The sequence below is a fragment of the Janthinobacterium sp. 1_2014MBL_MicDiv genome (assembly GCF_001865675.1).
GTDB lineage: Bacteria > Pseudomonadota > Gammaproteobacteria > Burkholderiales > Burkholderiaceae_D > Janthinobacterium.
Genome location: NZ_CP011319.1, coordinates 311,376 through 330,090, shown reverse-complemented (window position 1 = coordinate 330,090; position 18,715 = coordinate 311,376). Strand labels below are relative to the sequence as shown.

At 63.8% G+C, this 18,715-nt stretch carries 21 protein-coding genes; 7 read left to right on the top strand and 14 right to left on the bottom strand.

What is annotated here, in order from left to right; all coding sequences use genetic code 11:
- Positions 1 to 37: 37 nt before the first annotated feature.
- A complete protein-coding gene (gene msrA, locus YQ44_RS01445; RefSeq protein ID WP_071321856.1) occupies positions 38 to 571 on the bottom strand; it encodes a peptide-methionine (S)-S-oxide reductase MsrA in 534 nt (177 codons plus the stop codon).
- A 211-nt stretch (positions 572 to 782) separates the two neighbouring features.
- On the opposite strand from msrA, the gene YQ44_RS01440 reads away from it, so the two are divergent.
- Positions 783 to 1,289 carry a flavin reductase family protein gene (locus YQ44_RS01440; RefSeq protein WP_071321855.1) on the top strand — a complete coding sequence of 169 codons (507 nt, stop codon included), beginning with the start codon at positions 783 to 785 and terminating at the stop codon, positions 1,287 to 1,289.
- A 38-nt stretch (positions 1,290 to 1,327) separates the two neighbouring features.
- Here YQ44_RS01440 and YQ44_RS01435 read toward each other — a convergent pair whose 3' ends face one another.
- The 11 genes from YQ44_RS01435 to YQ44_RS01385 all read right to left on the bottom strand — a co-directional run bounded on the left by YQ44_RS01435 (position 1,328) and on the right by YQ44_RS01385 (position 12,586).
- Positions 1,328 to 2,014, bottom strand: a complete 687-nt coding sequence (locus YQ44_RS01435; RefSeq protein WP_071321854.1) for an OmpW/AlkL family protein — start codon at positions 2,012 to 2,014, stop codon at positions 1,328 to 1,330.
- Between the two features lie 99 nt (positions 2,015 to 2,113).
- Positions 2,114 to 3,505 carry an SGNH/GDSL hydrolase family protein gene (locus YQ44_RS01430; RefSeq protein ID WP_071321853.1) on the bottom strand — a complete coding sequence of 464 codons (1,392 nt, stop codon included), beginning with the start codon at positions 3,503 to 3,505 and terminating at the stop codon, positions 2,114 to 2,116.
- A 240-nt stretch (positions 3,506 to 3,745) separates the two neighbouring features.
- Positions 3,746 to 4,780 carry an L-threonylcarbamoyladenylate synthase gene (locus YQ44_RS01425; protein ID WP_083411586.1) on the bottom strand — a complete coding sequence of 345 codons (1,035 nt, stop codon included), beginning with the start codon at positions 4,778 to 4,780 and terminating at the stop codon, positions 3,746 to 3,748.
- Positions 4,777 to 5,985, bottom strand: coding sequence for a 5-(carboxyamino)imidazole ribonucleotide synthase (locus YQ44_RS01420; protein WP_071321852.1), 1,209 nt, complete (start codon positions 5,983 to 5,985; stop codon positions 4,777 to 4,779). The genes YQ44_RS01425 and YQ44_RS01420 overlap by 4 nt, the downstream gene beginning before the upstream one ends.
- A gap of 15 nt (positions 5,986 to 6,000) precedes the next feature.
- Complete coding sequence (gene purE, locus YQ44_RS01415) at positions 6,001 to 6,501, bottom strand: 5-(carboxyamino)imidazole ribonucleotide mutase (RefSeq protein ID WP_071321851.1); 501 nt, start codon at positions 6,499 to 6,501, stop codon at positions 6,001 to 6,003.
- Between the two features lies 1 nt (position 6,502).
- Entirely contained in the window at positions 6,503 to 7,396 is an 894-nt protein-coding gene (locus YQ44_RS01410; RefSeq protein ID WP_071321850.1) for a phosphoribosylaminoimidazolesuccinocarboxamide synthase, read from the bottom strand.
- 118 nt (positions 7,397 to 7,514) lie between these two features.
- Positions 7,515 to 8,579, bottom strand: a complete 1,065-nt coding sequence (gene fba, locus YQ44_RS01405; RefSeq protein ID WP_010401625.1) for a class II fructose-bisphosphate aldolase — start codon at positions 8,577 to 8,579, stop codon at positions 7,515 to 7,517.
- Positions 8,580 to 8,651: 72 nt separating this feature from the next.
- Positions 8,652 to 10,106, bottom strand: coding sequence for a pyruvate kinase (gene pyk / locus YQ44_RS01400; RefSeq protein ID WP_071321849.1), 1,455 nt, complete (start codon positions 10,104 to 10,106; stop codon positions 8,652 to 8,654).
- Between the two features lie 113 nt (positions 10,107 to 10,219).
- Positions 10,220 to 11,431, bottom strand: a complete 1,212-nt coding sequence (locus YQ44_RS01395; RefSeq protein ID WP_071321848.1) for a phosphoglycerate kinase — start codon at positions 11,429 to 11,431, stop codon at positions 10,220 to 10,222.
- A 77-nt stretch (positions 11,432 to 11,508) separates the two neighbouring features.
- The gene (locus YQ44_RS01390) at positions 11,509 to 11,859 is read right to left on the bottom strand and encodes an AzlD domain-containing protein (protein WP_071321847.1); all 351 of its coding nucleotides are present in this window, start codon (positions 11,857 to 11,859) and stop codon (positions 11,509 to 11,511) included.
- Positions 11,852 to 12,586 carry an AzlC family ABC transporter permease gene (locus YQ44_RS01385; RefSeq protein ID WP_071321846.1) on the bottom strand — a complete coding sequence of 245 codons (735 nt, stop codon included), beginning with the start codon at positions 12,584 to 12,586 and terminating at the stop codon, positions 11,852 to 11,854. The genes YQ44_RS01390 and YQ44_RS01385 overlap by 8 nt, the downstream gene beginning before the upstream one ends.
- A 258-nt stretch (positions 12,587 to 12,844) precedes the next feature.
- On the opposite strand from YQ44_RS01385, the gene YQ44_RS01380 reads away from it, so the two are divergent.
- From YQ44_RS01380 to YQ44_RS01365, 4 genes are all read left to right on the top strand, one after another.
- Complete coding sequence (locus tag YQ44_RS01380; RefSeq protein WP_071326184.1) at positions 12,845 to 13,039, top strand: zinc-finger domain-containing protein; 195 nt, start codon at positions 12,845 to 12,847, stop codon at positions 13,037 to 13,039.
- A 70-nt stretch (positions 13,040 to 13,109) separates the two neighbouring features.
- Positions 13,110 to 13,535 (top strand): YybH family protein, encoded by a 426-nt coding sequence (locus tag YQ44_RS01375; protein ID WP_071321845.1) that lies wholly within the window; start codon positions 13,110 to 13,112, stop codon positions 13,533 to 13,535.
- 10 nt (positions 13,536 to 13,545) lie between these two features.
- Positions 13,546 to 14,559, top strand: a complete 1,014-nt coding sequence (locus YQ44_RS01370; RefSeq protein ID WP_071321844.1) for a YheT family hydrolase — start codon at positions 13,546 to 13,548, stop codon at positions 14,557 to 14,559.
- Positions 14,552 to 15,142 carry a DUF2946 family protein gene (locus YQ44_RS01365; RefSeq protein ID WP_071321843.1) on the top strand — a complete coding sequence of 197 codons (591 nt, stop codon included), beginning with the start codon at positions 14,552 to 14,554 and terminating at the stop codon, positions 15,140 to 15,142. The genes YQ44_RS01370 and YQ44_RS01365 overlap by 8 nt, the downstream gene beginning before the upstream one ends.
- Positions 15,143 to 15,145: 3 nt before the next feature.
- Here YQ44_RS01365 and YQ44_RS01360 read toward each other — a convergent pair whose 3' ends face one another.
- On the bottom strand, positions 15,146 to 16,732 hold the full coding sequence (locus YQ44_RS01360) for a M48 family metalloprotease (RefSeq protein ID WP_232251293.1): 1,587 nt from the start codon (positions 16,730 to 16,732) through the stop codon (positions 15,146 to 15,148).
- Positions 16,733 to 16,923: 191 nt separating this feature from the next.
- Here YQ44_RS01360 and moaC point away from each other — a divergent pair, with 191 nt between their 5' ends.
- Complete coding sequence (moaC, locus tag YQ44_RS01355) at positions 16,924 to 17,430, top strand: cyclic pyranopterin monophosphate synthase MoaC (RefSeq protein WP_071321842.1); 507 nt, start codon at positions 16,924 to 16,926, stop codon at positions 17,428 to 17,430.
- 17 nt (positions 17,431 to 17,447) lie between these two features.
- On the opposite strand, the gene YQ44_RS01350 is transcribed toward moaC, so the two are convergent.
- The gene (locus tag YQ44_RS01350) at positions 17,448 to 17,825 is read right to left on the bottom strand and encodes a DUF6713 family protein (RefSeq protein WP_071321841.1); all 378 of its coding nucleotides are present in this window, start codon (positions 17,823 to 17,825) and stop codon (positions 17,448 to 17,450) included.
- 162 nt (positions 17,826 to 17,987) lie between these two features.
- Here YQ44_RS01350 and YQ44_RS01345 point away from each other — a divergent pair, with 162 nt between their 5' ends.
- On the top strand, positions 17,988 to 18,710 hold the full coding sequence (locus YQ44_RS01345; RefSeq protein WP_071321840.1) for a flagellar brake protein: 723 nt from the start codon (positions 17,988 to 17,990) through the stop codon (positions 18,708 to 18,710).
- Positions 18,711 to 18,715: the final 5 nt, after the last annotated feature.

The following is an 18,715-nucleotide window of genomic DNA, read 5'->3' as shown; positions in this document are numbered from 1 at the left end:
GCCAGCCGGCTGCCCGGGCCGGCGTCCCGCGCACGCCTCACTTCAGGCGGTTCGCATACATGGCGCGAAATTTCGCCACCTTGGGCGCCACCACGAAAGCGCAATACCCCTGCAGGGGATGTTGCTCGAAGTAATTCTGGTGATAATCCTCGGCCGGGTAATACGCCTGTGCGGGCGCCAGTTCCGTGACGATGGGCGCATCCCACACGCCGGCCATCTCGGCGATCACCTTGCGCGCCACCTTTTCCTGCCCGGCCGACTGGTAATAGATGACGGAGCGATATTGCGTCCCGACATCATTGCCCTGGCGATTCAGGGTGGTGGGGTCGTGCAGCGTAAAGAATATTTCCAGCAAGTCATGGTAGCTGATGATGGCCGGATCGAATTCCAGCCGCACCACCTCCGCGTGTCCCGTCTGGCCCGTGCAAATCTGCTCGTACGTGGGCGCCGGCACGCTGCCGCCCGTGTAGCCGGACTCGACGCGCGTCACGCCGCGCGCTTCCAGGTACACGGCGGCCAGGCACCAAAAGCAGCCGCCGCCGAGTACCGCGACTTCCGTCTGTCCATCCATGATGCTCTCCCCCGTCGATGCGATCCCGGACCGGTGCCGGCCCTTGAAAGACAGGAAATACTTGTCTCTTCCACCACTGTAACGCAAAGCGCCATGGCTTGCAGCGCCGCTTGAAACGGCGCGTGGCCCACCGCACATAGGGGCATGCCGGCCAGGATTGCGCTGGCATGGCCGATTTTTGGCATAATGTCAGCAAATAGACAGGTTTCCCATGAACACACGCTCTCCCCGCGCGCCAGCGCAAGAATTCGATACGACCCATTTCCGCCAAGCACTTTCGCAGTTTGCGACGGGCGTGACGGTGATCACCACGCGCCTGGCCGATGGCAGCTTCCGTGGATTGACGGCCAGCTCCTTCAATTCCGTCTCGCTGTCGCCGCCGCTGGTGCTGTGGAGCCTCGGTTCCGTGGCGAACAGCATGCCCATCTTCAGCGGCAATTCGCATTACGTCATCAATGTGCTGGGCGCCGACCAGGCGGAACTGGCGCAGCGCTTCTCACGCCGCACGCCGAACCCGTTCGACGACGTCGAGTACGAACTGTCGCGCACGGGCCAGCCCATCCTGAAAGGGGCGTCGGCCTGGTTCGAGTGCCACAACCGCAGCCGCTATCCGGAAGGCGACCACGTCATTTTCGTGGGCGAAGTGGAACAATGCGCGTTTGCCGCGCAGGCGCCCTTGATCTTCCACAATGGAAAGTTCAATACGCCGCCAGCCTGAGCGGGACAAAAAAAATCCGCCGAAGCGGATTTTTTGCATTACAGGGTAAAGTTATACCCGATGCTGACGCTCACGGCGAGCGGGTCGAGCTTGATGTCCTGCGTCTGCCCCGTCGAGAATTTCGCCTTGGTTTTCAGGAAGGTCTTGACCACGGCCACGTCGGCAAACCAGCGCTCGTTGAGGGCCAGCGTGCTGCCGACCACTAGGCTGCCGGCCAGCTTGTTATCCATGCGGTAGGTGACTGGCTTGCCACCCGGATCCAGCAAGGCCGTCAGCTGTCCCGAACCTTTTTCCTTCTGGAAATAGGCATACGTCAGGCCCGCGCCCACGTAAGGGCGGATCATCGCATTGGGCTGGAAGAAACGGTACTGGACGAACGCCGTTGGCGGCAAGGCTTCCGCCGTCCCCAGCTTGCCCGTACCCTTGATGGCGCCGTCACCGACCAGTTCATGCTTGTATGGCACGCCGAGGATCATTTCAGCGGAAATATTGTCCGTGATCATGTAGGCAAACGTCAGGATGGGCTTGGTATCCGACTTGACGTCGGCCTTGGTGCCCGGCAAGGCTGGCGCCGACACGTCGCCACTGTCCACATGCGGCGTGATCTTGTTGAGGCCAACCTTGGCCATCCAGGTGCCTGCGCTTTGCGCCGAAGCGCCCGTCGCCACGACCATCGCGGCAGCGGCGGCCAGCACGCGTACAGCGGTATTCAAACGATTCTTCATCTTGTCTCCTGATTCATTATGTGCGGAGTGTTCCGCTATCGAGTCTTGTCGCTGCCGGCGCCGGCCCTGCCCCGAAGGCATGGCCGGCGCGGCCTTCCCTTACAGCCAACCGCGCACGACCATTTCCTTGGCCACGAAGCGGGCCAGCAACAGATTGTTGAACGGCGTAGGATGCACATCGTCGGCATACGCATAGTGGCTGACGTCACCCGATTTCAGGTTCGTGCCATTGCATACCAGCGAGCTGCCCAGTACGTTCTTCGCCGGCGTCAGGTCGCACGCCGTCTCGCTGACGTTGGTCAAGCCATACGGGCCGGGATTGACGCCCTGGTCATGGCTGACGGCAAACACGTCGACCAGCAAGACTTTCGCATTGCCATTCAAGCCCGTGCTCAGTTCGCTGTTATAGGCGCTGACCATGGCGTTGATGAGTGCCTTGGTATTGGCATCCTTGCTCAAGCCCGATGGCGTGCCGGCCACGTCCGGCAGATTGTTGACCACCACATAGTTGGCGCCCTTGGCGATGACCTGGTCCTTGACCAGCGCCACCAGCTCCTTGCCTGCCAGCGCCATGGAAGCAACCAGCGCCGGGCCTTGGGCCGCAGCGTAGTCGGCACCGGCCTTGGCGCCGGCGGCATTGCCCGTCACCGTCGCATCGGCTTGCGCCTTGGCGACCAGCGGGCCATAGACGGCTGGCGCAGCTACCGCTGTATTGCCGGCAATCACAGCAGCCTGCACGGCAGCGGCCACGATCGTTGTCGGCGTGGCGCCCGGCGCCGTGCTGGCGGTCTGGACGGCAGCACCGATCGACGCCGCCGCCGTGGCGGGGTTGGTGGCGCCGGCGGCCAGGGCCAGGGTCAGGTTGGTGGCGAATGCCTTGGCGCCCGCATCCGCGCCAGCCTTCGTGCCAGCCGCCGTCGCGCCGGCCTGCAGTGCACCGAGCTGGTACAGCACGTCATTGCCGCCAGCCATTACGAAGACGGCTTCCGTGCCGCTGAACTTGCCGCCGGAAACGGCCAGGTGATTGGCGATCTGCGTCACCACCGGCACCGTCAGCGCGCCCAGCGCGCTGCCCGTCAGCTTGTTGTTCGGGCCGACCGGATTGGTCACGCGCGAACCGCCCATGGCGTAGCCGAAGCAGCCCGCATGCTTGACGCGGGCGACAGCCAGGCCTTGCGCGGCATCGCCTTCCAGTCCCGTTTCGGCGGCGCATGGCGCGGCCAGGCCAAATTGGGCGGCCAGGTGCTCGGTCCAGTTCTTGCCCGTCAGTTCAGGATTGATCTTGGTATTGTCGCCATTGATGGTGAACTTGCCGCCACCGAGCTTGGCCACGGTGCCGACGGCGTACGACCCCACGTCGGACAGGCTGTCGCCGAATGACACCTGCGCCGTATATTTGACTTTCAAGGCTTGATCACCGCCACTGGCGCCACCGCAACCTGCCAGGACAGCCGCTGCCAGCACGGCCAGCGCGAATTTGGTTTGATGCATTTTGTCTCCTCGGTCTTTTTTCTGGTTTCTAAACGAACGGGCGTGCTATTCGCTACCCAACTAATATGCCATCGTTCCTCAGGCTTGTATAGAAAATATGTTTTAAAAATCAACGAAATAACAACAGCGCGACACCCGGCCGCAGTGGAACGGATGCCTGGATTATGGAGGATTTAAGATGTTTCGTGGCAAGCATCTCTATTGCGCTGCATCAAGAAAAAGCCCCTTGCGGGGCTTTTGTCAGGCTGATAGAAATTGCTGCAAGATACCACTTGAGCCGAACGCGGCACGCCGCAAACGGTCATTGATGCCCAGCCACTCGGGGCCGGTCGGCGGCGCTTCCACCAGGATCAGCTCGGCACCAACCTGATCCATCGTGCGCAGCGAGGCGTACAGCGCATGCGCATAGCTGTGCGGGTCCGCTTCCAGGCGCACGCTGGCGCTGGCCGGCGGCATGTCCGAATAATGGATCAGGGCTACGCGGCGCTCGTCGTTGAGCAAGCGGTTCAGCGTCTCGCCCAGTTCATCGCTGTGCTGCATCGCAACAGGCGTGTGTGGCGCGTAATGCGATTCCAGCGTGCCCGATGCGCGCGGCGCGGCCGCATCGGCCATGGCCGGCGCGCGGCCAATGACGGCAGCGATCTGCTCGCTGCTGATATGGCCAGGACGCAACAACACGGGGCCATGCGTGGCCAGGCGCGACAGGTCGACGATGGTCGACTCGATGCCGACGTCGCTCTGCCCGCCATCGAGCACCGCGCCCAGCAAGCCGCTGTCCAGTTCCGCATCGAATTCGTCGCGCACGTGCTGTGCCGTGGTCGGGCTGACATTGCCGAACTTGTTCGCCGACGGCGCCGCCAGCCCCCCCTTGCCGCCCTTGAAAGTGCCTAGCAATGCGATAGCCACCGGGTGCGACGGACAGCGCAAGCCCACCGTATCCTGGCCGCCGGAGACGGCGTCGGGAATGTGCGCGGCGCGCTTGAGGATCAGGGTCAGCGGACCGGGCCAGAAGGCGGCCACCAGTTGCTGCGCTTCTTGCGGGATATCATCGGACCAGTGCGCCAGATCGGCGTCCGGCGCCACGTGCACGATCACCGGGTGGTCGGAGGGACGGCCCTTGGCTTCATAGATGCGCGCCACGGCGGCCGGATTTTCCGCGTCGGCGCCCAGGCCGTACACGGTTTCTGTCGGGAAAGCGACGAGACCGCCCGCTTCCAGCACGGCGGCCGCCGCCGCGATGGCGGCCTGGTCCAGATCCTGTTCGGGCACGCTCACGGCGCGATTCCCAGGATCAGGCAAGCGTCGCGCAGGCGCTGCTGCGCTTCCGGCAGGCTGGCAGCCACCAGGGTCAGATGGCCCATCTTGCGTCCACGGCGCGGATCGTCCTTGCCGTACAGGTGCAGGCAGGCGCCCGGCAGGGCCAGGATGCGCTCCCAGGCCGGCTCGCAGGCGACATCGCTGCCGTCGGCAAACCAGGCATCGCCGAGGATGTTGAGCATCACGGCCGGCGAATGCTGGCGCACGTCGCCCAGCGGCAAGCGCGCCATGGCCCGCACCTGTTGCGCGAACTGGCTGGTGACGCAGGCATCCATCGTGTAGTGGCCGCTGTTATGCGGACGCGGCGCCATTTCATTGACCACCAGGCTGCCGTCGGTCAAGACAAAAAATTCGATGCACAGCACGCCAACATAGCCGAGCTCGGCGACCATGGCTTGCGCCGCCCGCTGCGCCCTGGCGGCGCTGTCGGCGGACACGTTCGGGCCCGGCACGGTGGTGGTAAACAGCACGCCGTCGCGGTGCACGTTTTCGGCGATCGGATACACGACCGACTGGCCATCCGCGCCGCGCGCCGTCAGCACCGACACTTCGTAGGCCAGCGGCAGCATTTTTTCCAACAGGCAAGTCACCTGGCCCATTTCGGCAAAGGCGGCGCGCACCTCGTCGCGCGTGCGCACGCGGTACTGGCCCTTGCCGTCATAGCCCATGCGCACGGTTTTCAGTATGCCCGGCAGCAAGTCGTCGACTATGCCGTCGATGTCAAGCTGCGTGGCGATGACCATGTGCGGCGCCGGCAGCACGCCCGATGTCTGCGCGCAGTCGACAAAGAAACGCTTTTCGGCGATGCGGTCTTGCGCTACCGACACGCCGTGCGCATTGGGCGCCACGAACACGTGGCCGGCCAGGCGCGACAGGCTGTCGGCCGGCACGTTTTCGAATTCCGTGGTGACGGCCAGGCACTGGGCGGCCAAGGCGTCGAGGCCGTCAAGGTCGTCGTAGCCGGCGTTGATCAGGCGCTGCGCCACCTGCCCCGCAGGGCAGCTGGCGGCCGGCTCCAGCACAGGTTCAAGAACTGCAACCTGATAGCCCATGCTCTGGGCGGCCTGGGCAAACATGCGGCCGAGCTGGCCGCCGCCCATCACGCCCAGCCACGCCGGTGGATTGGCGGAGGGCAACAATGGGAAAGTCAATTTACTATTCATTATTTTTCAAGCACATTAGTCTAGCGGCAATATCATGGCCTTGGCGGCGGCCGTTTGCGTGGCGCGGAACGCCTCGAGCTGATCGGCCAGAGCGTCGTCGGTGGCGGCAAGCATCGCCACCGCCGTCAGCGCCGCATTCGCCGCGCCCGCTTCGCCGATGGCGAAGGTCGACACCGGCACGCCCTTGGGCATTTGCAGGATCGACAGCATGGAATCTTCGCCGCGCAGGTATTTCGACGGCACGGGCACGCCCAGCACCGGCACGATGGTCATCGCGGCCACCATGCCAGGCAGGTGGGCCGCGCCGCCGGCGCCGGCGATGATGGCGCGCAAGCCGCGCGCGCGCGCGCTTTTCGCGTAGGCAAACATTTCGTCGGGCATGCGGTGCGCGGAAATGACTTGCGCCTCGAATGGCACGCCAAACTGTTTCAGGATGGAAACTGCATTCTGCATCACGTCCCAGTCCGAGGACGAGCCCATGATGACGCCGACCAGCGGCTTATTCTGCTCAGTCATCTCAGGCCTTCAGCTTCTCGCCCGTCAGGCGTTCGATGGCTTCGAAATACTTGGCCTGGGTTTTTTCGATGACGTCGGCCGGCAGCGCAGGCGCCGGTGCGGTTTTGCCCCACGTCAAGGTTTCCAGGTAGTCGCGCACGAATTGCTTGTCGAACGACGGTGGCGAGATGCCAGGCTGGTACGAATCCGCCGGCCAGAAGCGCGACGAATCGGCCGTCAGCACTTCATCCATCAGATGCATGACGCCATTGTCGTCCAGGCCGAATTCGAACTTGGTGTCGGCGATGATGATGCCGCGCGTGGCGGCGTAGTCGGCGGCGGCCTTGTACAGGGCAATGGCCACGTCGCGCATCTTGGCGGCCAGTTCCGCGCCGATGCGCTGTTCCATGTCCGCAAAGCTGATGTTTTCATCATGCTCGCCCAGCTCGGCCTTGGCGGCCGGCGTGAAGATCGGTTCCGGCAGCTTTTGCGCCTGTTGCAGGCCGGCTGGCAGCGCGATGCCGCAGATGCTGCCCGTATCCTGGTAATCCTTCCAGCCCGAACCGATGATGTAGCCGCGCACGACCGCCTCGACCATGATGGGCTTCAAACGCTTGGCGACGACGGCGCGGCCCCGCACCTGCTCCACTTCCTCGGGCGCCACCACGGACTCCGGCGCCACGCCGGTCAAGTGATTCGGCACGATGTGGCCCAGTTTCTCGAACCAGAAGTCGCTCATCTGGTTGAGGACCTTGCCCTTGCCGGGAATCGGTTCGTTCATGACGACATCGAAGGCCGACAGGCGGTCGGTGGTGACGATCAGGATCTTGTCGTCGCCGACGGCATAGTTGTCGCGGACCTTGCCGTGGCCCAGCAGTGGCAGGGATTGGATGGAAGTCTGATAGAGGCTGTTCATAGCGGAGGGAATGATGTGATGAAACGAAACCGGCAGGCAGGGGACGCCCGCCGGTCGAGAAAATCGGGCACCAGGATACGCTATCTGCGTATGCCTGCTGCCCGTTCCAGACAGAATTTTACTTCACAATTTGCGACAGCTCGCCGGCCTTGTAGCGCTCGGCCATTTTTTCCATCGTGATGACCTTGATTTTCGACGCCTGGCCTTCGCAGCCGAACGCCTGCATGCGGGCGCGCACGATCTGCTCGGCAGCGGTGCGGGCCGGCTTCAGGAAGTCGCGCGGGTCGAATTTCGATGGATTTTCAAACAGGTATTTGCGGATCGCGGCCGTCATCGCCAGGCGGATGTCGGTGTCGATGTTGATCTTGCGCACGCCGTGACGGATGCCTTCCTGGATTTCTTCCACCGGCACGCCGTAGGTTTCCTTCATGTCACCGCCGAATTCGCGGATGATGGCCAGCAATTCCTGCGGCACCGACGACGAGCCGTGCATCACCAGGTGGGTGTTCGGGATGCGCGCGTGGATTTCCTTGATGCGGTCGATGGCCAGGATGTCGCCCGTCGGCTTGCGCGTAAACTTGTAGGCGCCGTGCGAGGTGCCGATGGCGATGGCCAGCGCGTCGCACTGGGTGCGCTGCACGAAGTCGGCAGCTTGCGCCACGTCCGTCAGCAGTTGCTCGCGGGTCATGGTGCCGTCGGCGCCGTGGCCGTCTTCCTTGTCGCCCTTCATGGTTTCCAGCGAACCGAGCACGCCCAGTTCCGCTTCCACCGTCACGCCGATGGCGTGCGAGAACTTCACCACTTCGCGCGACACTTCCACGTTGTATTCGTAGGAAGCCACCGACTTGCCGTCCGCTTCCAGCGAACCGTCCATCATCACGGACGTGAAGCCCGAGCGGATGGCGGCCATGCAGACGGCCGGCGACTGGCCGTGATCCTGGTGCATGACGACGGGAATGTGCGGGTACGCTTCGACGGCCGCGTCGATCAGGTGGCGCAGGAAGGCTTCGCCCGCGTATTTGCGGGCGCCGGCGGACGCCTGCATGATCACCGGCGAGTTCAGGGCATCGGCGGCGGCCATGATGGCTTGCACTTGCTCCAGGTTATTGACGTTGAAAGCAGGAATGCCATAGCCGTTTTCGGCGGCATGGTCCAGCAGTTGACGCATGGATACGAGAGACATGGTAATACTCCAGATAACAATAGAAACCGTTGCGGCGCTTCGCGGTCGATCACCGCGCCGGCGCCTGAATGCTTACGTCAGGTCAAACTCGCCGACCTTGACGATTTTAAGCGCGTTGGTACCGCCCACCTGCCCCATGGGCTCGCCCCAGGTCACGACGATCATGTCGCCCTTGCGCACGATGCCCTGCGCCACCAACAGCTCTTCCGCCTGCTTCAGCACCTGCGCGCTGGGGGCGTTCTGCATCAGATGATACGCCCGTACATTGCGGTACAGCGCCGCTTTGCGCAAAGTTGTGACGCTGGGCGTGAGCGCGTAGATCGGCGTGTCGATGCTGTGGCGGCTCATCCACAAGGCCGTGGAACCGGATTCCGTCAGGGCCACGATGGCTTTCACGCGCAAATGGTGGGCCGTAAACAGGGCGCCATACGCGATCGACTGGTCGATGCGGGTAAACGTGACGTTGAGGAAATCGGCATCGAGCTTGTTGTATTCGGACTGTTCCGCCTCGATGCAGATGGCGGCCATCATTTCCACCGTCTCGATCGGGTACTTGCCCGAGGCCGTCTCGGCCGACGTCATCACGGCATCCGTGCCGTCGAGCACGGCATTGGCCACGTCCGACACTTCGGCGCGCGTCGGCACGGCGTTGACGATCATCGATTCCATCATCTGCGTGGCCGTGATCGCCAGCTTGTTCGAGGCGCGCGCCATCTTGATCATGCGCTTTTGCAGGGCCGGCACGGCCGCGTTGCCCACCTCGACCGCCAGGTCGCCGCGCGCCACCATGATGCCGTCGGACGCGTCGAGGATTTCCTGCAGCGCAGGAATGGCTTCCGCGCGCTCGATCTTGGCGATCATCATCGGCTTGTGGTGGTACGGTTCGCCCGCGATATTGGCCAGCTGGCGCGCCATTTCCATATCGGTCGCGCATTTCGGGAAGGAAATGGCCAGATAGTCGGCCTGGAAACTCATGGCCGTCTTGATATCTTCCATATCCTTCGCCGTCAGGGCCGGCGCGGACAGGCCGCCGCCCTGGCGGTTGATGCCCTTGTTGTTCGACAGCTCGCCGCCGATTTTCACGGTGGTGTGGATTTCGCTGCCGTGGATGCGCTCGACGATCAGCACGATGAGGCCGTCGTTCAGCAGCAGCACGTCGCCCTTGTGCAGGTCGCGCGGCAGGGCCTTGTAATCGAGGCCCACGCGTTCCTGGTTGCCCAGCTCGCCATTCTCGCCCCACTTGGCGTCGAGGATGAAGCGTTCGCCCGGCTCGAGCGCGATGCGCGTGTTTTCAAACTTGCCGACACGAATCTTCGGCCCTTGCATGTCGGCCATGATGGCCACTTCGCGGCCGCACTCGGCCGCCGCCAGCCGCACCAGCGCCGCGCGGTCGATATGGTCCTGCGCCTTGCCGTGGGAAAAATTCAAACGCACCACGTCGACGCCCGCCCGTATCATCTTCACCAGGATGTCGAAGTCGGTGGAGGCGGGGCCGATTGTTGCTACGATTTTTGTACCACGTGGCATAGGATTCCTTGTGCGCGAGCGAAGGTGATCAAGGCCGGTTTGATGTTACATCCGGCAAGGTAAAAGCGCAGCGGTCAGGCTGCGCTTGGTACTGAACGGCTAACTGCTGCGTCTTACGCAGCGCGCTGCATCAGAATTTCCACGGCGGGCAAAGTCTTACCTTCCAGGAATTCCAGGAAGGCGCCGCCGCCCGTCGAGATATAGCTGATTTGATCGGTAATGTCGTATTTGGCAATCGCCGCCAGGGTGTCGCCACCGCCGGCGATCGAGAATGCTTTCGATTCGGCAATGGCCAGCGCCAGGGTTTTGGTGCCGTTGCCGAACTGGTCGAATTCGAACACGCCGACGGGGCCGTTCCACACGATGGTGCCGGCGGCGGCGATCTGCTGCGCCAGCAGGGCAGCCGTTTTCGGGCCGATATCGAGGATCATGTCGTCGTCGGCCACATCGGCCACGTCCTTGACGGTGGCGGCGGCCGTTGGCGAGAACTCCTTGGCGCACACGACATCGACGGGAATCGGCACTTGCGCGCCGCGCTTGGCCATGATGTCGATGATGGCACGGGCTTCCTCGACGAGTTCCGCTTCCACCAGCGACTTGCCGACGTTCAAGCCAACGGCCTTCATGAAGGTGTTGGCGATGCCGCCGCCGACGATCAGGTTATCGACCTTGTCGGACAGGGCTTTCAGGATGGTCAGCTTGCTCGACACTTTCGAACCAGCAACAATCGCCAGCAAGGGGCGGGCCGGCGCGTGCAACGCTTTCCCCAGCGCATCGAGTTCGGCCGCCAGCAGCGGGCCGGCGCAGGCGACAGGCGCGAACTTGGCGATGCCGTGCGTGGACGCTTCCGCGCGGTGGGCCGTGCCGAACGCGTCATTGACGTAGATATCGCACAGCTTGGCCATTTTTTGCGCCAGCTCATCGCTGTTTTTCTTTTCGCCCTTGTTCACGCGCACGTTTTCCAGCAAGACCACTTGCCCGGCAGCCAAGGACTCCAGGCCGGCGCCATCGATCCAATTTTGCTTCAATGCAACTCCTTGGCCCAGCAGCTCGGACAGGCGGGCGGCCACGGGCGCCAGGCTGTCGGCCGGCTTAAACTCGCCTTCCGTCGGACGGCCCAGGTGCGACGTCACCATCACGGCGGCGCCAGCGTCCAGCGCGGCGCGGATGGCCGGCACCGAGGCGCGGATGCGCGTATCTTCGGTGATCTTGCCACTGTCATCTTGCGGGACGTTCAGGTCGGCGCGGATAAACACGCGCTTGCCTTGCAGTGCATTTTGGTCGATCAAATCTTGCAGACGGATGAAGTTGAGAACAGCTGACATGGCGATCCAGATGACGAGTGGAAGGAAGTGCGCTATTTTACCGCAATGACCAGACCAAATCGCCGATTTGTCCTGCTTTACTGAAAAACGTGCAACAGTCGCAAGCCCGTGAAAACCAGCATGCCAAACACGATGGTTTGCAACATATTGCGCCGAATCACAAAAAAGATCGTGGCGGCAATACCCGACAAGAGTTTCAAATTGGACAATTCCAGATGCACCTGCTGCCCCTCCATCAGCATGTCGGGCGCGATGATGGCCGCCAGCGCGCAGGCCGGCGCATAGCGCAGCATCTCGCCCACGCGGCGCGGGATGGTGATGTGGTGGCCGACCAGCCAGAAGGTGCTGCGCGTGGCGGCCGTGGCCACCGTCAGCACGGCGATGGCCAGCCACACGTCAAAGCTGCCCCAGTCGATATTGTCAAACATGGCGTTTTGTCCACTTTTCCGTCAATTCTTCCACGGCCATGGCGCTGACCATGCCCACCAGCACGGCCACCAGCAAGCCCAGCTTATACGGCAGGCTGAAGGCGAGCACGGCCACCGTGCCCGCCACCAGCACGCCGCACAGGGCGGCGCGGTTCTGGATCAGCGGCACGGTGACGCACAGGATCGCCAGCGTCCCTGCAAAGCCCAGCCCCCATTCGGCCGGCACGACGGCGCCCAGCACGATGCCGATGAAGGAACCGATCTGCCAGGCCAGCCAGTTGGGATAGATCAGGCCCTTCAGGAAGGGCAGCTTGGCCGGGTCCGGCGCCTCGTCGCGGTAGCGCTGCAGGAACAGCCCCACCGTGATATCGCCGGAAACATAGCCGAGCGCAAAACGCTGGCGCCACGGCAGATGGGCGAAATGGGGCGCCAGCAGCACGGAAAAGATGACAAAACGCAAATTGACGACGAGGGCCGTGGCAAAGATCACCCACACGGGCGCCTGCGCGGCCAGCAGGGGCAAGGACGCGAGCTGGGCCGAACCGGCAAAGACGAACAGGGTCATGGCGCCCGCCTGCGCCACCGTCAGGCCGCTCTTCACCATGGCCACGCCCACCACCATGCCCCAGGCCGCGATGCCCAGCAGGCTGGGCGCCCCCAGTTTCAGGCCGGCATGCCAGGCGTCTTTCAGCAGAGCGTCATCGCGGGCGGCCGCGATCGCGTTCACGCGGCGCTCCGGCAGGCTGAGTGTGGTAACTGCACAACAATGGTGCATGGCGACAAGGGCGACAACGGCGATACCGGCAAGGCAAATCCAGTCATGGTGGCGCTGCAGGCGCCATATTTCCGCAAAAAACCGCGCCGCAGCCGAAGAGGGTCGAGCCGCCATTTTAGCCATGATTTTTGCTGTCTGCCTGAATCCGTTAAAATCGTGCTTTTGGCAGCAGCCGACTTCCATCCATACAGCCTCACGGAGCATGACAAGATGACAAATACCACCCAGCCAGCGGTCGAACTCGACAGTAAAGACCTGCCAGCCCACTGCCCTAACCCGGCCATGCCGCTGTGGTCGTCGCATCCGCGCGTGTTCCTGGAATTCAACAAGAGCGGCATCGCCAAGTGCCCGTACTGCGGCACCGCCTACACGCTGAAGGAAGGCGCCAGCGCCGGCCATCATTAAACTGCCCAGCGGCGCGCCACCAGCGCGCCGTTTTCATTTGCACAGCTGCACCGATCAGTCCGGAGTCGTCATGAAACGTCTGAAGGAACTCAATGGCAGCGCCGCGGAAATCGAAGCGGCGTTCTACGATGCCTTGCACCGCGCCGACCTCGAAGCGCTGATGGCGCTATGGGCCGACGACGAAGAAATCGTCTGCATCCACCCGGGCGGCGCGCGCCTGATCGGCCATGCGGCCATCCGCGCTTCGTGGGAAGCCATCCTGGCCGGCGGCGGCCTGCACATCGTGCCGGCCCAGCTGCATGAAACGCACAATCTGATGAGCTCGGTACACACGGTCATCGAAGGCGTCACCGCCGAGGAAGGCGGGCCGGCGCACCTGCTGGCCACCAATGTCTATGTGAAAACGCCGCGCGGCTGGCGCATCGTGCTGCACCATGCCTCCATCGCGCCGGGCGGCGCGCCGGCGGACCATGCGGGAGCGCAGATCCTGCACTAATCTCTGAACGATGACTTACACCGCCCCATTCTGGTTGCCCAGCGGCCACTTGCAAACGATTTATCCGGCCCTGTGCATCAGCAAGCCTGCCGTGCCCTTCCGCCGCGAACGCTGGCAGGCGCCCGATGGCGATTTCGTCGACGTCGATCTGGTCGATGGCCAGCCGGGCCAGCCCTTTGTCGTGCTGTTCCATGGCCTGGAAGGCTCCTCCGGCAGCCATTACGCGCGCGCCATGATGGCCGAAGTGGCCGCGCGCGGCTGGTCGGGCGCCGTGCCGCATTTTCGCGGCTGCTCGGGCGAAGCGAACCTGGCGCCGCGCTTTTACCATTCCGGCGACGCGCAGGAAGTGGACTGGGTCTTGCGCGCACTGCGACCGCGCGCCAGCGGCAAGTTTTACGCGGCCGGCGTCTCGCTGGGCGGCAACGCCCTGCTGTGCTGGCTGGGCCAGTCGCAGCACCAGGCGGACTTCGTCGACGCGGCCGCGGCCGTGTCCGCCCCGCTGGACCTGGCGCAGGGCGGCAAGGCCCTGTCCGCGGGCCTCAACCGGCTCTACACGCGCATGTTCCTGAACACCCTGAAACCCAAATGCCTGGCCAAGCTCGAGCAGTTTCCCGGCCTGTTCCCACGCGACGCCATGCTGGCCGCGCGCGACCTGCACGCGTTCGACAATGTCGTCACGGCGCCGCTGCACGGCTACCGCGACGCCGACGATTACTGGCACCGCGCCAGCGCGAAACACGTCTTGCAGGACATCACCGTGCCGACCCTCGTGCTCAATGCGCAGAACGACCCCTTCCTGCCCGGGCGCTTCCTGCCTGCCAGCGCCGCGCCCAAGGTCACGCTCGACTATCCGCGCCATGGCGGCCACGTGGGCTTTGCCGTCGGGAAGTTGCCTGGCAGCATAGACTGGCTGCCGCAGCGCCTGCTGTCCTTTTTTGAAGGCGGCAGCGCGGCGCCGTCTTCGCCGCAAAACTGTCACGCTGACGGCTTGCGCACTTCAACAGAAAACGCCTTACATGGATGATCTCGTCAAGCAGGCCCTGGCCAAATGGCCGAACGTGCCCCACTGCTACGGCTGGCTGGGGCTGGACGCGCGCGGCAACTGGCGCATGCGCGACCAGCATGCGCAGCAACAGCAACTACCGGGCGACAAGATCGCCCACGCGGCGCTGCTGGGGTTTATCAACCGCAATTACGACCATGACGAGCGCGGCTGCTGGTTTTTCCAGAACGGTCCGCAGCGCGTCTACCTGAACCTGGAAGCGACGCCCTACATCGCCCGCAGCGATCCGCAACATGGTTTTGTCTTGCAGACGGGCGCGCCGCTGGCGGCCATCGATGCAGCCTGGCTGTGCGACAACGGCGCCCTGATCCTGCGCCATGGCGCCATCGTGGCGCAGGTGGATGACCGCGACATGGCGCAGGTGCTGCCCGCGCTGCGCCTCGATGGCCAGGCGCTCGGCGACGACGCCCTGCTGGCCTGGCTGGAAGGGGGGCAAGGCAAGCTGACCTTGTTACATGACGGCAAGGAGATTGCCGTGCAGCCGCTGGCCCATGCCGCCGTGCCGCAGAGCTTTGGCTTCCAGCGCGCGCCGCAAGCCGCATAGGGGCTAGCCCTTCTGCTCCTTCAGCTGTTCGCGGCGCTTTTCCTGCAATTCCCGCTCGCGCGCATCGATCACGGCCTGGTCATAAAAGGTCGCGTCGGTGGACTTGCGGGCAATCGTCAGCTGGTCCAGCGCAGCCATGGTGGCGCCCTGCAACACATAGGATTCGGCCAGCGCCATGTGCTGCAAGGTCATCTTGCCCTGGTCCGCATACACTTTCGCCAGCAAGTCGTACAGTTCCGGCTCTTCCTTGTAGAGTTGCACCTGGTCGCGCAGGTACAGGGTCGCCTGCTCCAGCTTGCCGGCGGCCATCAGCGCTTCCGCATACTGGCGCGCGATGCCGCGCGAGAGGGGAAACTGCTGGCGCGCCGCGTCCGCCGCCTTCAAGGCCTGTTGCGCCACCTCCTTCTTTTGCGCCGGCATCAGCAGCACTTCCAGCCCCATCGCCGCCAGCAGCGAATTGGGGGCCTGCGTGCCGCCCGAGGTAAACACATTCGGCCCGACCGGCTGGTGCAGGGCCGCATTGGCCGCGTCGAGTTCCTTCTGCGCCTCGGCGGGCTTACCTTGTTTGACGGCCACATAGGACAAGCCATAGTGGGCGGCCGTCACCTGGAAGCGGCTTTGCTGCTCCAGCTGTGTCTTGAAGACGGCCCGGGCATTCAACAGGCCTTGCACGCTTTCATCCTGCAGCACGCGGGCACGGGCGCGCGCCAGGTGGAAATTCAGGCTGTCCGGACGCTGCTTGTACGGCTGCTCGCGGATGCGCGCCTGGATGTCGGCGATGCGCTCGGTGGTCAGGGGATGCGTCTGCAGGTAGGCGGGCATCAGGTCGCTGTACGAGCGGCTGGCCGCCTGCATGCGGCCAAAGAAGGCCACCATGCCGGTGGTGTCGAAACCGGCCTCGCCCATGATCTGGAAACCGATGCGGTCCGCCTCGCGTTCGGCGTCGCGGCCGAAATTGAGCTGGCGCTGGATGGCCAGGCCCTGGCCGGCGGCAAACACGCCCATGGCCACGTCGCCGCCCGCGCGCGACGCCAGCGCCGCCAGCAGCATGGCCGCCAGCGGCATCAGGGCATCCTGGCGCTGCTGTCCCAGCATGCGCGCGATATGGCGCTGCGCCACGTGGCCGATCTCGTGCGACAGCACGGACGCCAATTCCGCTTCCGTTTGCGCGGCCAGCAGCAGGGCCGAGTGCACGCCGATGAAACCGCCGGGCAAGGCGAACGCGTTCAATTGCGGATCGCGCACGGCAAAGAAGAAATAATCGTAATTCGTTTCGCCGCGCACGCTGGGCCGCGCCGCCACGAGGGCGTTGCCGAAGGTGTTCAGGTATTCCAGCAGCGGGGCGTCGTCGAGGTAATCGCGGTCGCCGCGAACGCCGCGCATGATTTCCTCGCCGATCTTGCGCTCCATCGCCGGCGACAGGTCTTCGCGCGAGGTATCGCCCAGGTTCGGCAGGTTCGGCGCGGGCGGCACGGCCGACGGCGTCCAGCCGCTGGCCGGCTTGGCAGCGGTGCTGGCGGCTGGCGCCGAGGTATAGGTTTGCGCCAGCGCACAGGGCGCAGCGAGCCATAACGCGGCCAGCACGGACATGCGCCATGGCTGGCGCCGCAATGCCGCGCCGGCGTTTTCAAGTACGGACTGGAGGGTAGTTTTTGAATTCACGGGTGATATCATACCTTGTTCGCGGCGCCGTTTCCGCGCGACAGGCATGCGATATGCTTGTGGCACGGCTTTCCCTTACGACATGCCGCGCCCCCATTTCCTGACCCACTTTTGACGCCATGACAACAGCAGACAAGCAAGCCCCCGCCGGGGAACTGACCCATTTCGACGCCACGGGCCAGGCCCATATGGTCGACGTGGGCAGCAAGGAAGACACGCGCCGCAGCGCCGTGGCGGCCGGCACCATCCGCATGCAGCCGGCGACGCTGGCATTGATCATCTCCGGCAACGCCAAGAAGGGCGACGTGCTGGGCATCGCCCGCATCGCCGCCATCATGGGCGCCAAGCGCACCAGCGATCTGATTCCCCTGTGCCACCCGCTGGCGCTCACGCGCGTGACGGTCGACTTTGACATCGACGCCGCCGCCAACAGCGTGCACTGCCGCGCCCAGGTCGACACGACGGGCAAGACGGGCGTGGAAATGGAAGCGCTGACCTCCGTGCAGATCGGTTTATTGACGATCTACGACATGTGCAAGGCCGTCGACCGCGGCATGGTCATGACCAATGTGCGCGTGCTGGAAAAGCATGGCGGCAAGTCGGGCGACTGGCACGCCGAGGTCTAGGGCGCAGCGCCACCGCTTCAGGCGGGCACTGGCGGCGCCGCCTTGAGGCGGCGCAAGTCGCACAGCAGCCACACGGCGCTGCCCAGGCACAGCACGAGGATGGCGATCGACAGCGGCAGGTGGAATTGCTCCAGCCCCGCCAGCGCAAAGCCGGCGTGGATCAGGAATGTGCCCACGCCCAGCGCGGCGCACACCGCCGCATAGCGCCGTGCCTGCATGGTGCCCAGCAACACGTGGCGGTAACCGGCCAGCACCAGGGCAATCGCCGCCAGGTTGAATACCAGGAAACCCTGTATGCCGCCCGGCACATGAAACATTTCCCATTCACGCCAATACGCCGCATCGACCTGATGCAGGATCAGCAACAACATCGTCCAGAAATAGCTGCGCGCCATAAGATTTACATTCGTCAATATTGACGCAATTGTAAAGCTTGCGGCGCGTGCCGGCACGCCGTCGCGTATTTTTTGCAGCCCATCCCGATTTTATTGATGTAAATGCTTTTTCATCAAGAAATCATGCATACTGCTATTCGACAACATTGAGACGAGTAGCGCATGACAAGCAACAAGCCCGCCGCGGAAAGCAAGCTCCAGGACTTCGAATTCGAAGCCATGAATCTGCAGGTGGGCGGGCGCATCCAGTTCATCACGCACCGCACCATCAAGCCCATCCAGCATTTCTCGACCGTGATCGGCTATGTGAAGGATGAGTATCTGATCGTCAAGATTCCGCAGGAAAACGGCGCCGCCATCATGCTCAACGAGGGCGACAAGCTGACCATCCGCGTGTTTTCCGGCGTTACCGTGTGTTCGTTTTCCTGCAGCGTGCTGCGCATCTTTGGCCGCCCCCTCAATTATGTCCACCTGAGCTTTCCCGACACCATACAGGGCACGAGCCTGCGCACGGCGATGCGCGTCAAGGTGGAGATACCCGCGCAGCTCAGCTACCGTGATGTGGCGGCCGTGCCCGTGTTCATCGTCAACCTCAGCGTTTCCGGGGCGCTGATCGAGGCGCCCAGCATGCTCACGCCCGACGACGACGGCGTGGCCCTGAGCTTTACCCTGCTGGTGCAGCCGAACAAGCACCAGATGCGCGTCAACACGCGCGCCCGCATCCAGAACGTCAGCGTCGGCAAGCCGTCGCATGGCCAGGCGGCCGACGCGCCCGAAATCTATACGTATGGCGTGCAATTCATCGACCTGGAACCGACCCATTACACGCTGCTGCAAAACCTCACCTACGAAGCGCTAATCGCGGACCGGCAAAAAATCGTCTGATGGCG

Excerpts from the sequence above, each read along its gene's own strand:
- msrA (WP_071321856.1), bottom strand. The coding sequence starts at position 571 with ATGGATGGACAGACGGAAGTCGCGGTACTCGGCGGCGGCTGCTTTTGG.
- YQ44_RS01440 (WP_071321855.1), top strand. The coding sequence starts at position 783 with ATGAACACACGCTCTCCCCGCGCGCCAGCGCAAGAATTCGATACGACC.
- YQ44_RS01435 (WP_071321854.1), bottom strand. The coding sequence starts at position 2,014 with ATGAAGAATCGTTTGAATACCGCTGTACGCGTGCTGGCCGCCGCTGCC.
- YQ44_RS01430 (WP_071321853.1), bottom strand. The coding sequence starts at position 3,505 with ATGCATCAAACCAAATTCGCGCTGGCCGTGCTGGCAGCGGCTGTCCTG.
- YQ44_RS01420 (WP_071321852.1), bottom strand. The coding sequence starts at position 5,985 with ATGAATAGTAAATTGACTTTCCCATTGTTGCCCTCCGCCAATCCACCG.
- purE (WP_071321851.1), bottom strand. The coding sequence starts at position 6,501 with ATGACTGAGCAGAATAAGCCGCTGGTCGGCGTCATCATGGGCTCGTCC.
- YQ44_RS01410 (WP_071321850.1), bottom strand. The coding sequence starts at position 7,396 with ATGAACAGCCTCTATCAGACTTCCATCCAATCCCTGCCACTGCTGGGC.
- fba (WP_010401625.1), bottom strand. The coding sequence starts at position 8,579 with ATGTCTCTCGTATCCATGCGTCAACTGCTGGACCATGCCGCCGAAAAC.
- pyk (WP_071321849.1), bottom strand. The coding sequence starts at position 10,106 with ATGCCACGTGGTACAAAAATCGTAGCAACAATCGGCCCCGCCTCCACC.
- YQ44_RS01395 (WP_071321848.1), bottom strand. The coding sequence starts at position 11,431 with ATGTCAGCTGTTCTCAACTTCATCCGTCTGCAAGATTTGATCGACCAA.
- YQ44_RS01390 (WP_071321847.1), bottom strand. The coding sequence starts at position 11,859 with ATGTTTGACAATATCGACTGGGGCAGCTTTGACGTGTGGCTGGCCATC.
- YQ44_RS01380 (WP_071326184.1), top strand. The coding sequence starts at position 12,845 with ATGACAAATACCACCCAGCCAGCGGTCGAACTCGACAGTAAAGACCTG.
- YQ44_RS01375 (WP_071321845.1), top strand. The coding sequence starts at position 13,110 with ATGAAACGTCTGAAGGAACTCAATGGCAGCGCCGCGGAAATCGAAGCG.
- YQ44_RS01370 (WP_071321844.1), top strand. The coding sequence starts at position 13,546 with ATGACTTACACCGCCCCATTCTGGTTGCCCAGCGGCCACTTGCAAACG.
- YQ44_RS01365 (WP_071321843.1), top strand. The coding sequence starts at position 14,552 with ATGGATGATCTCGTCAAGCAGGCCCTGGCCAAATGGCCGAACGTGCCC.
- YQ44_RS01360 (WP_232251293.1), bottom strand. The coding sequence starts at position 16,732 with ATGTCCGTGCTGGCCGCGTTATGGCTCGCTGCGCCCTGTGCGCTGGCG.
- moaC (WP_071321842.1), top strand. The coding sequence starts at position 16,924 with ATGACAACAGCAGACAAGCAAGCCCCCGCCGGGGAACTGACCCATTTC.
- YQ44_RS01350 (WP_071321841.1), bottom strand. The coding sequence starts at position 17,825 with ATGGCGCGCAGCTATTTCTGGACGATGTTGTTGCTGATCCTGCATCAG.
- YQ44_RS01345 (WP_071321840.1), top strand. The coding sequence starts at position 17,988 with ATGACAAGCAACAAGCCCGCCGCGGAAAGCAAGCTCCAGGACTTCGAA.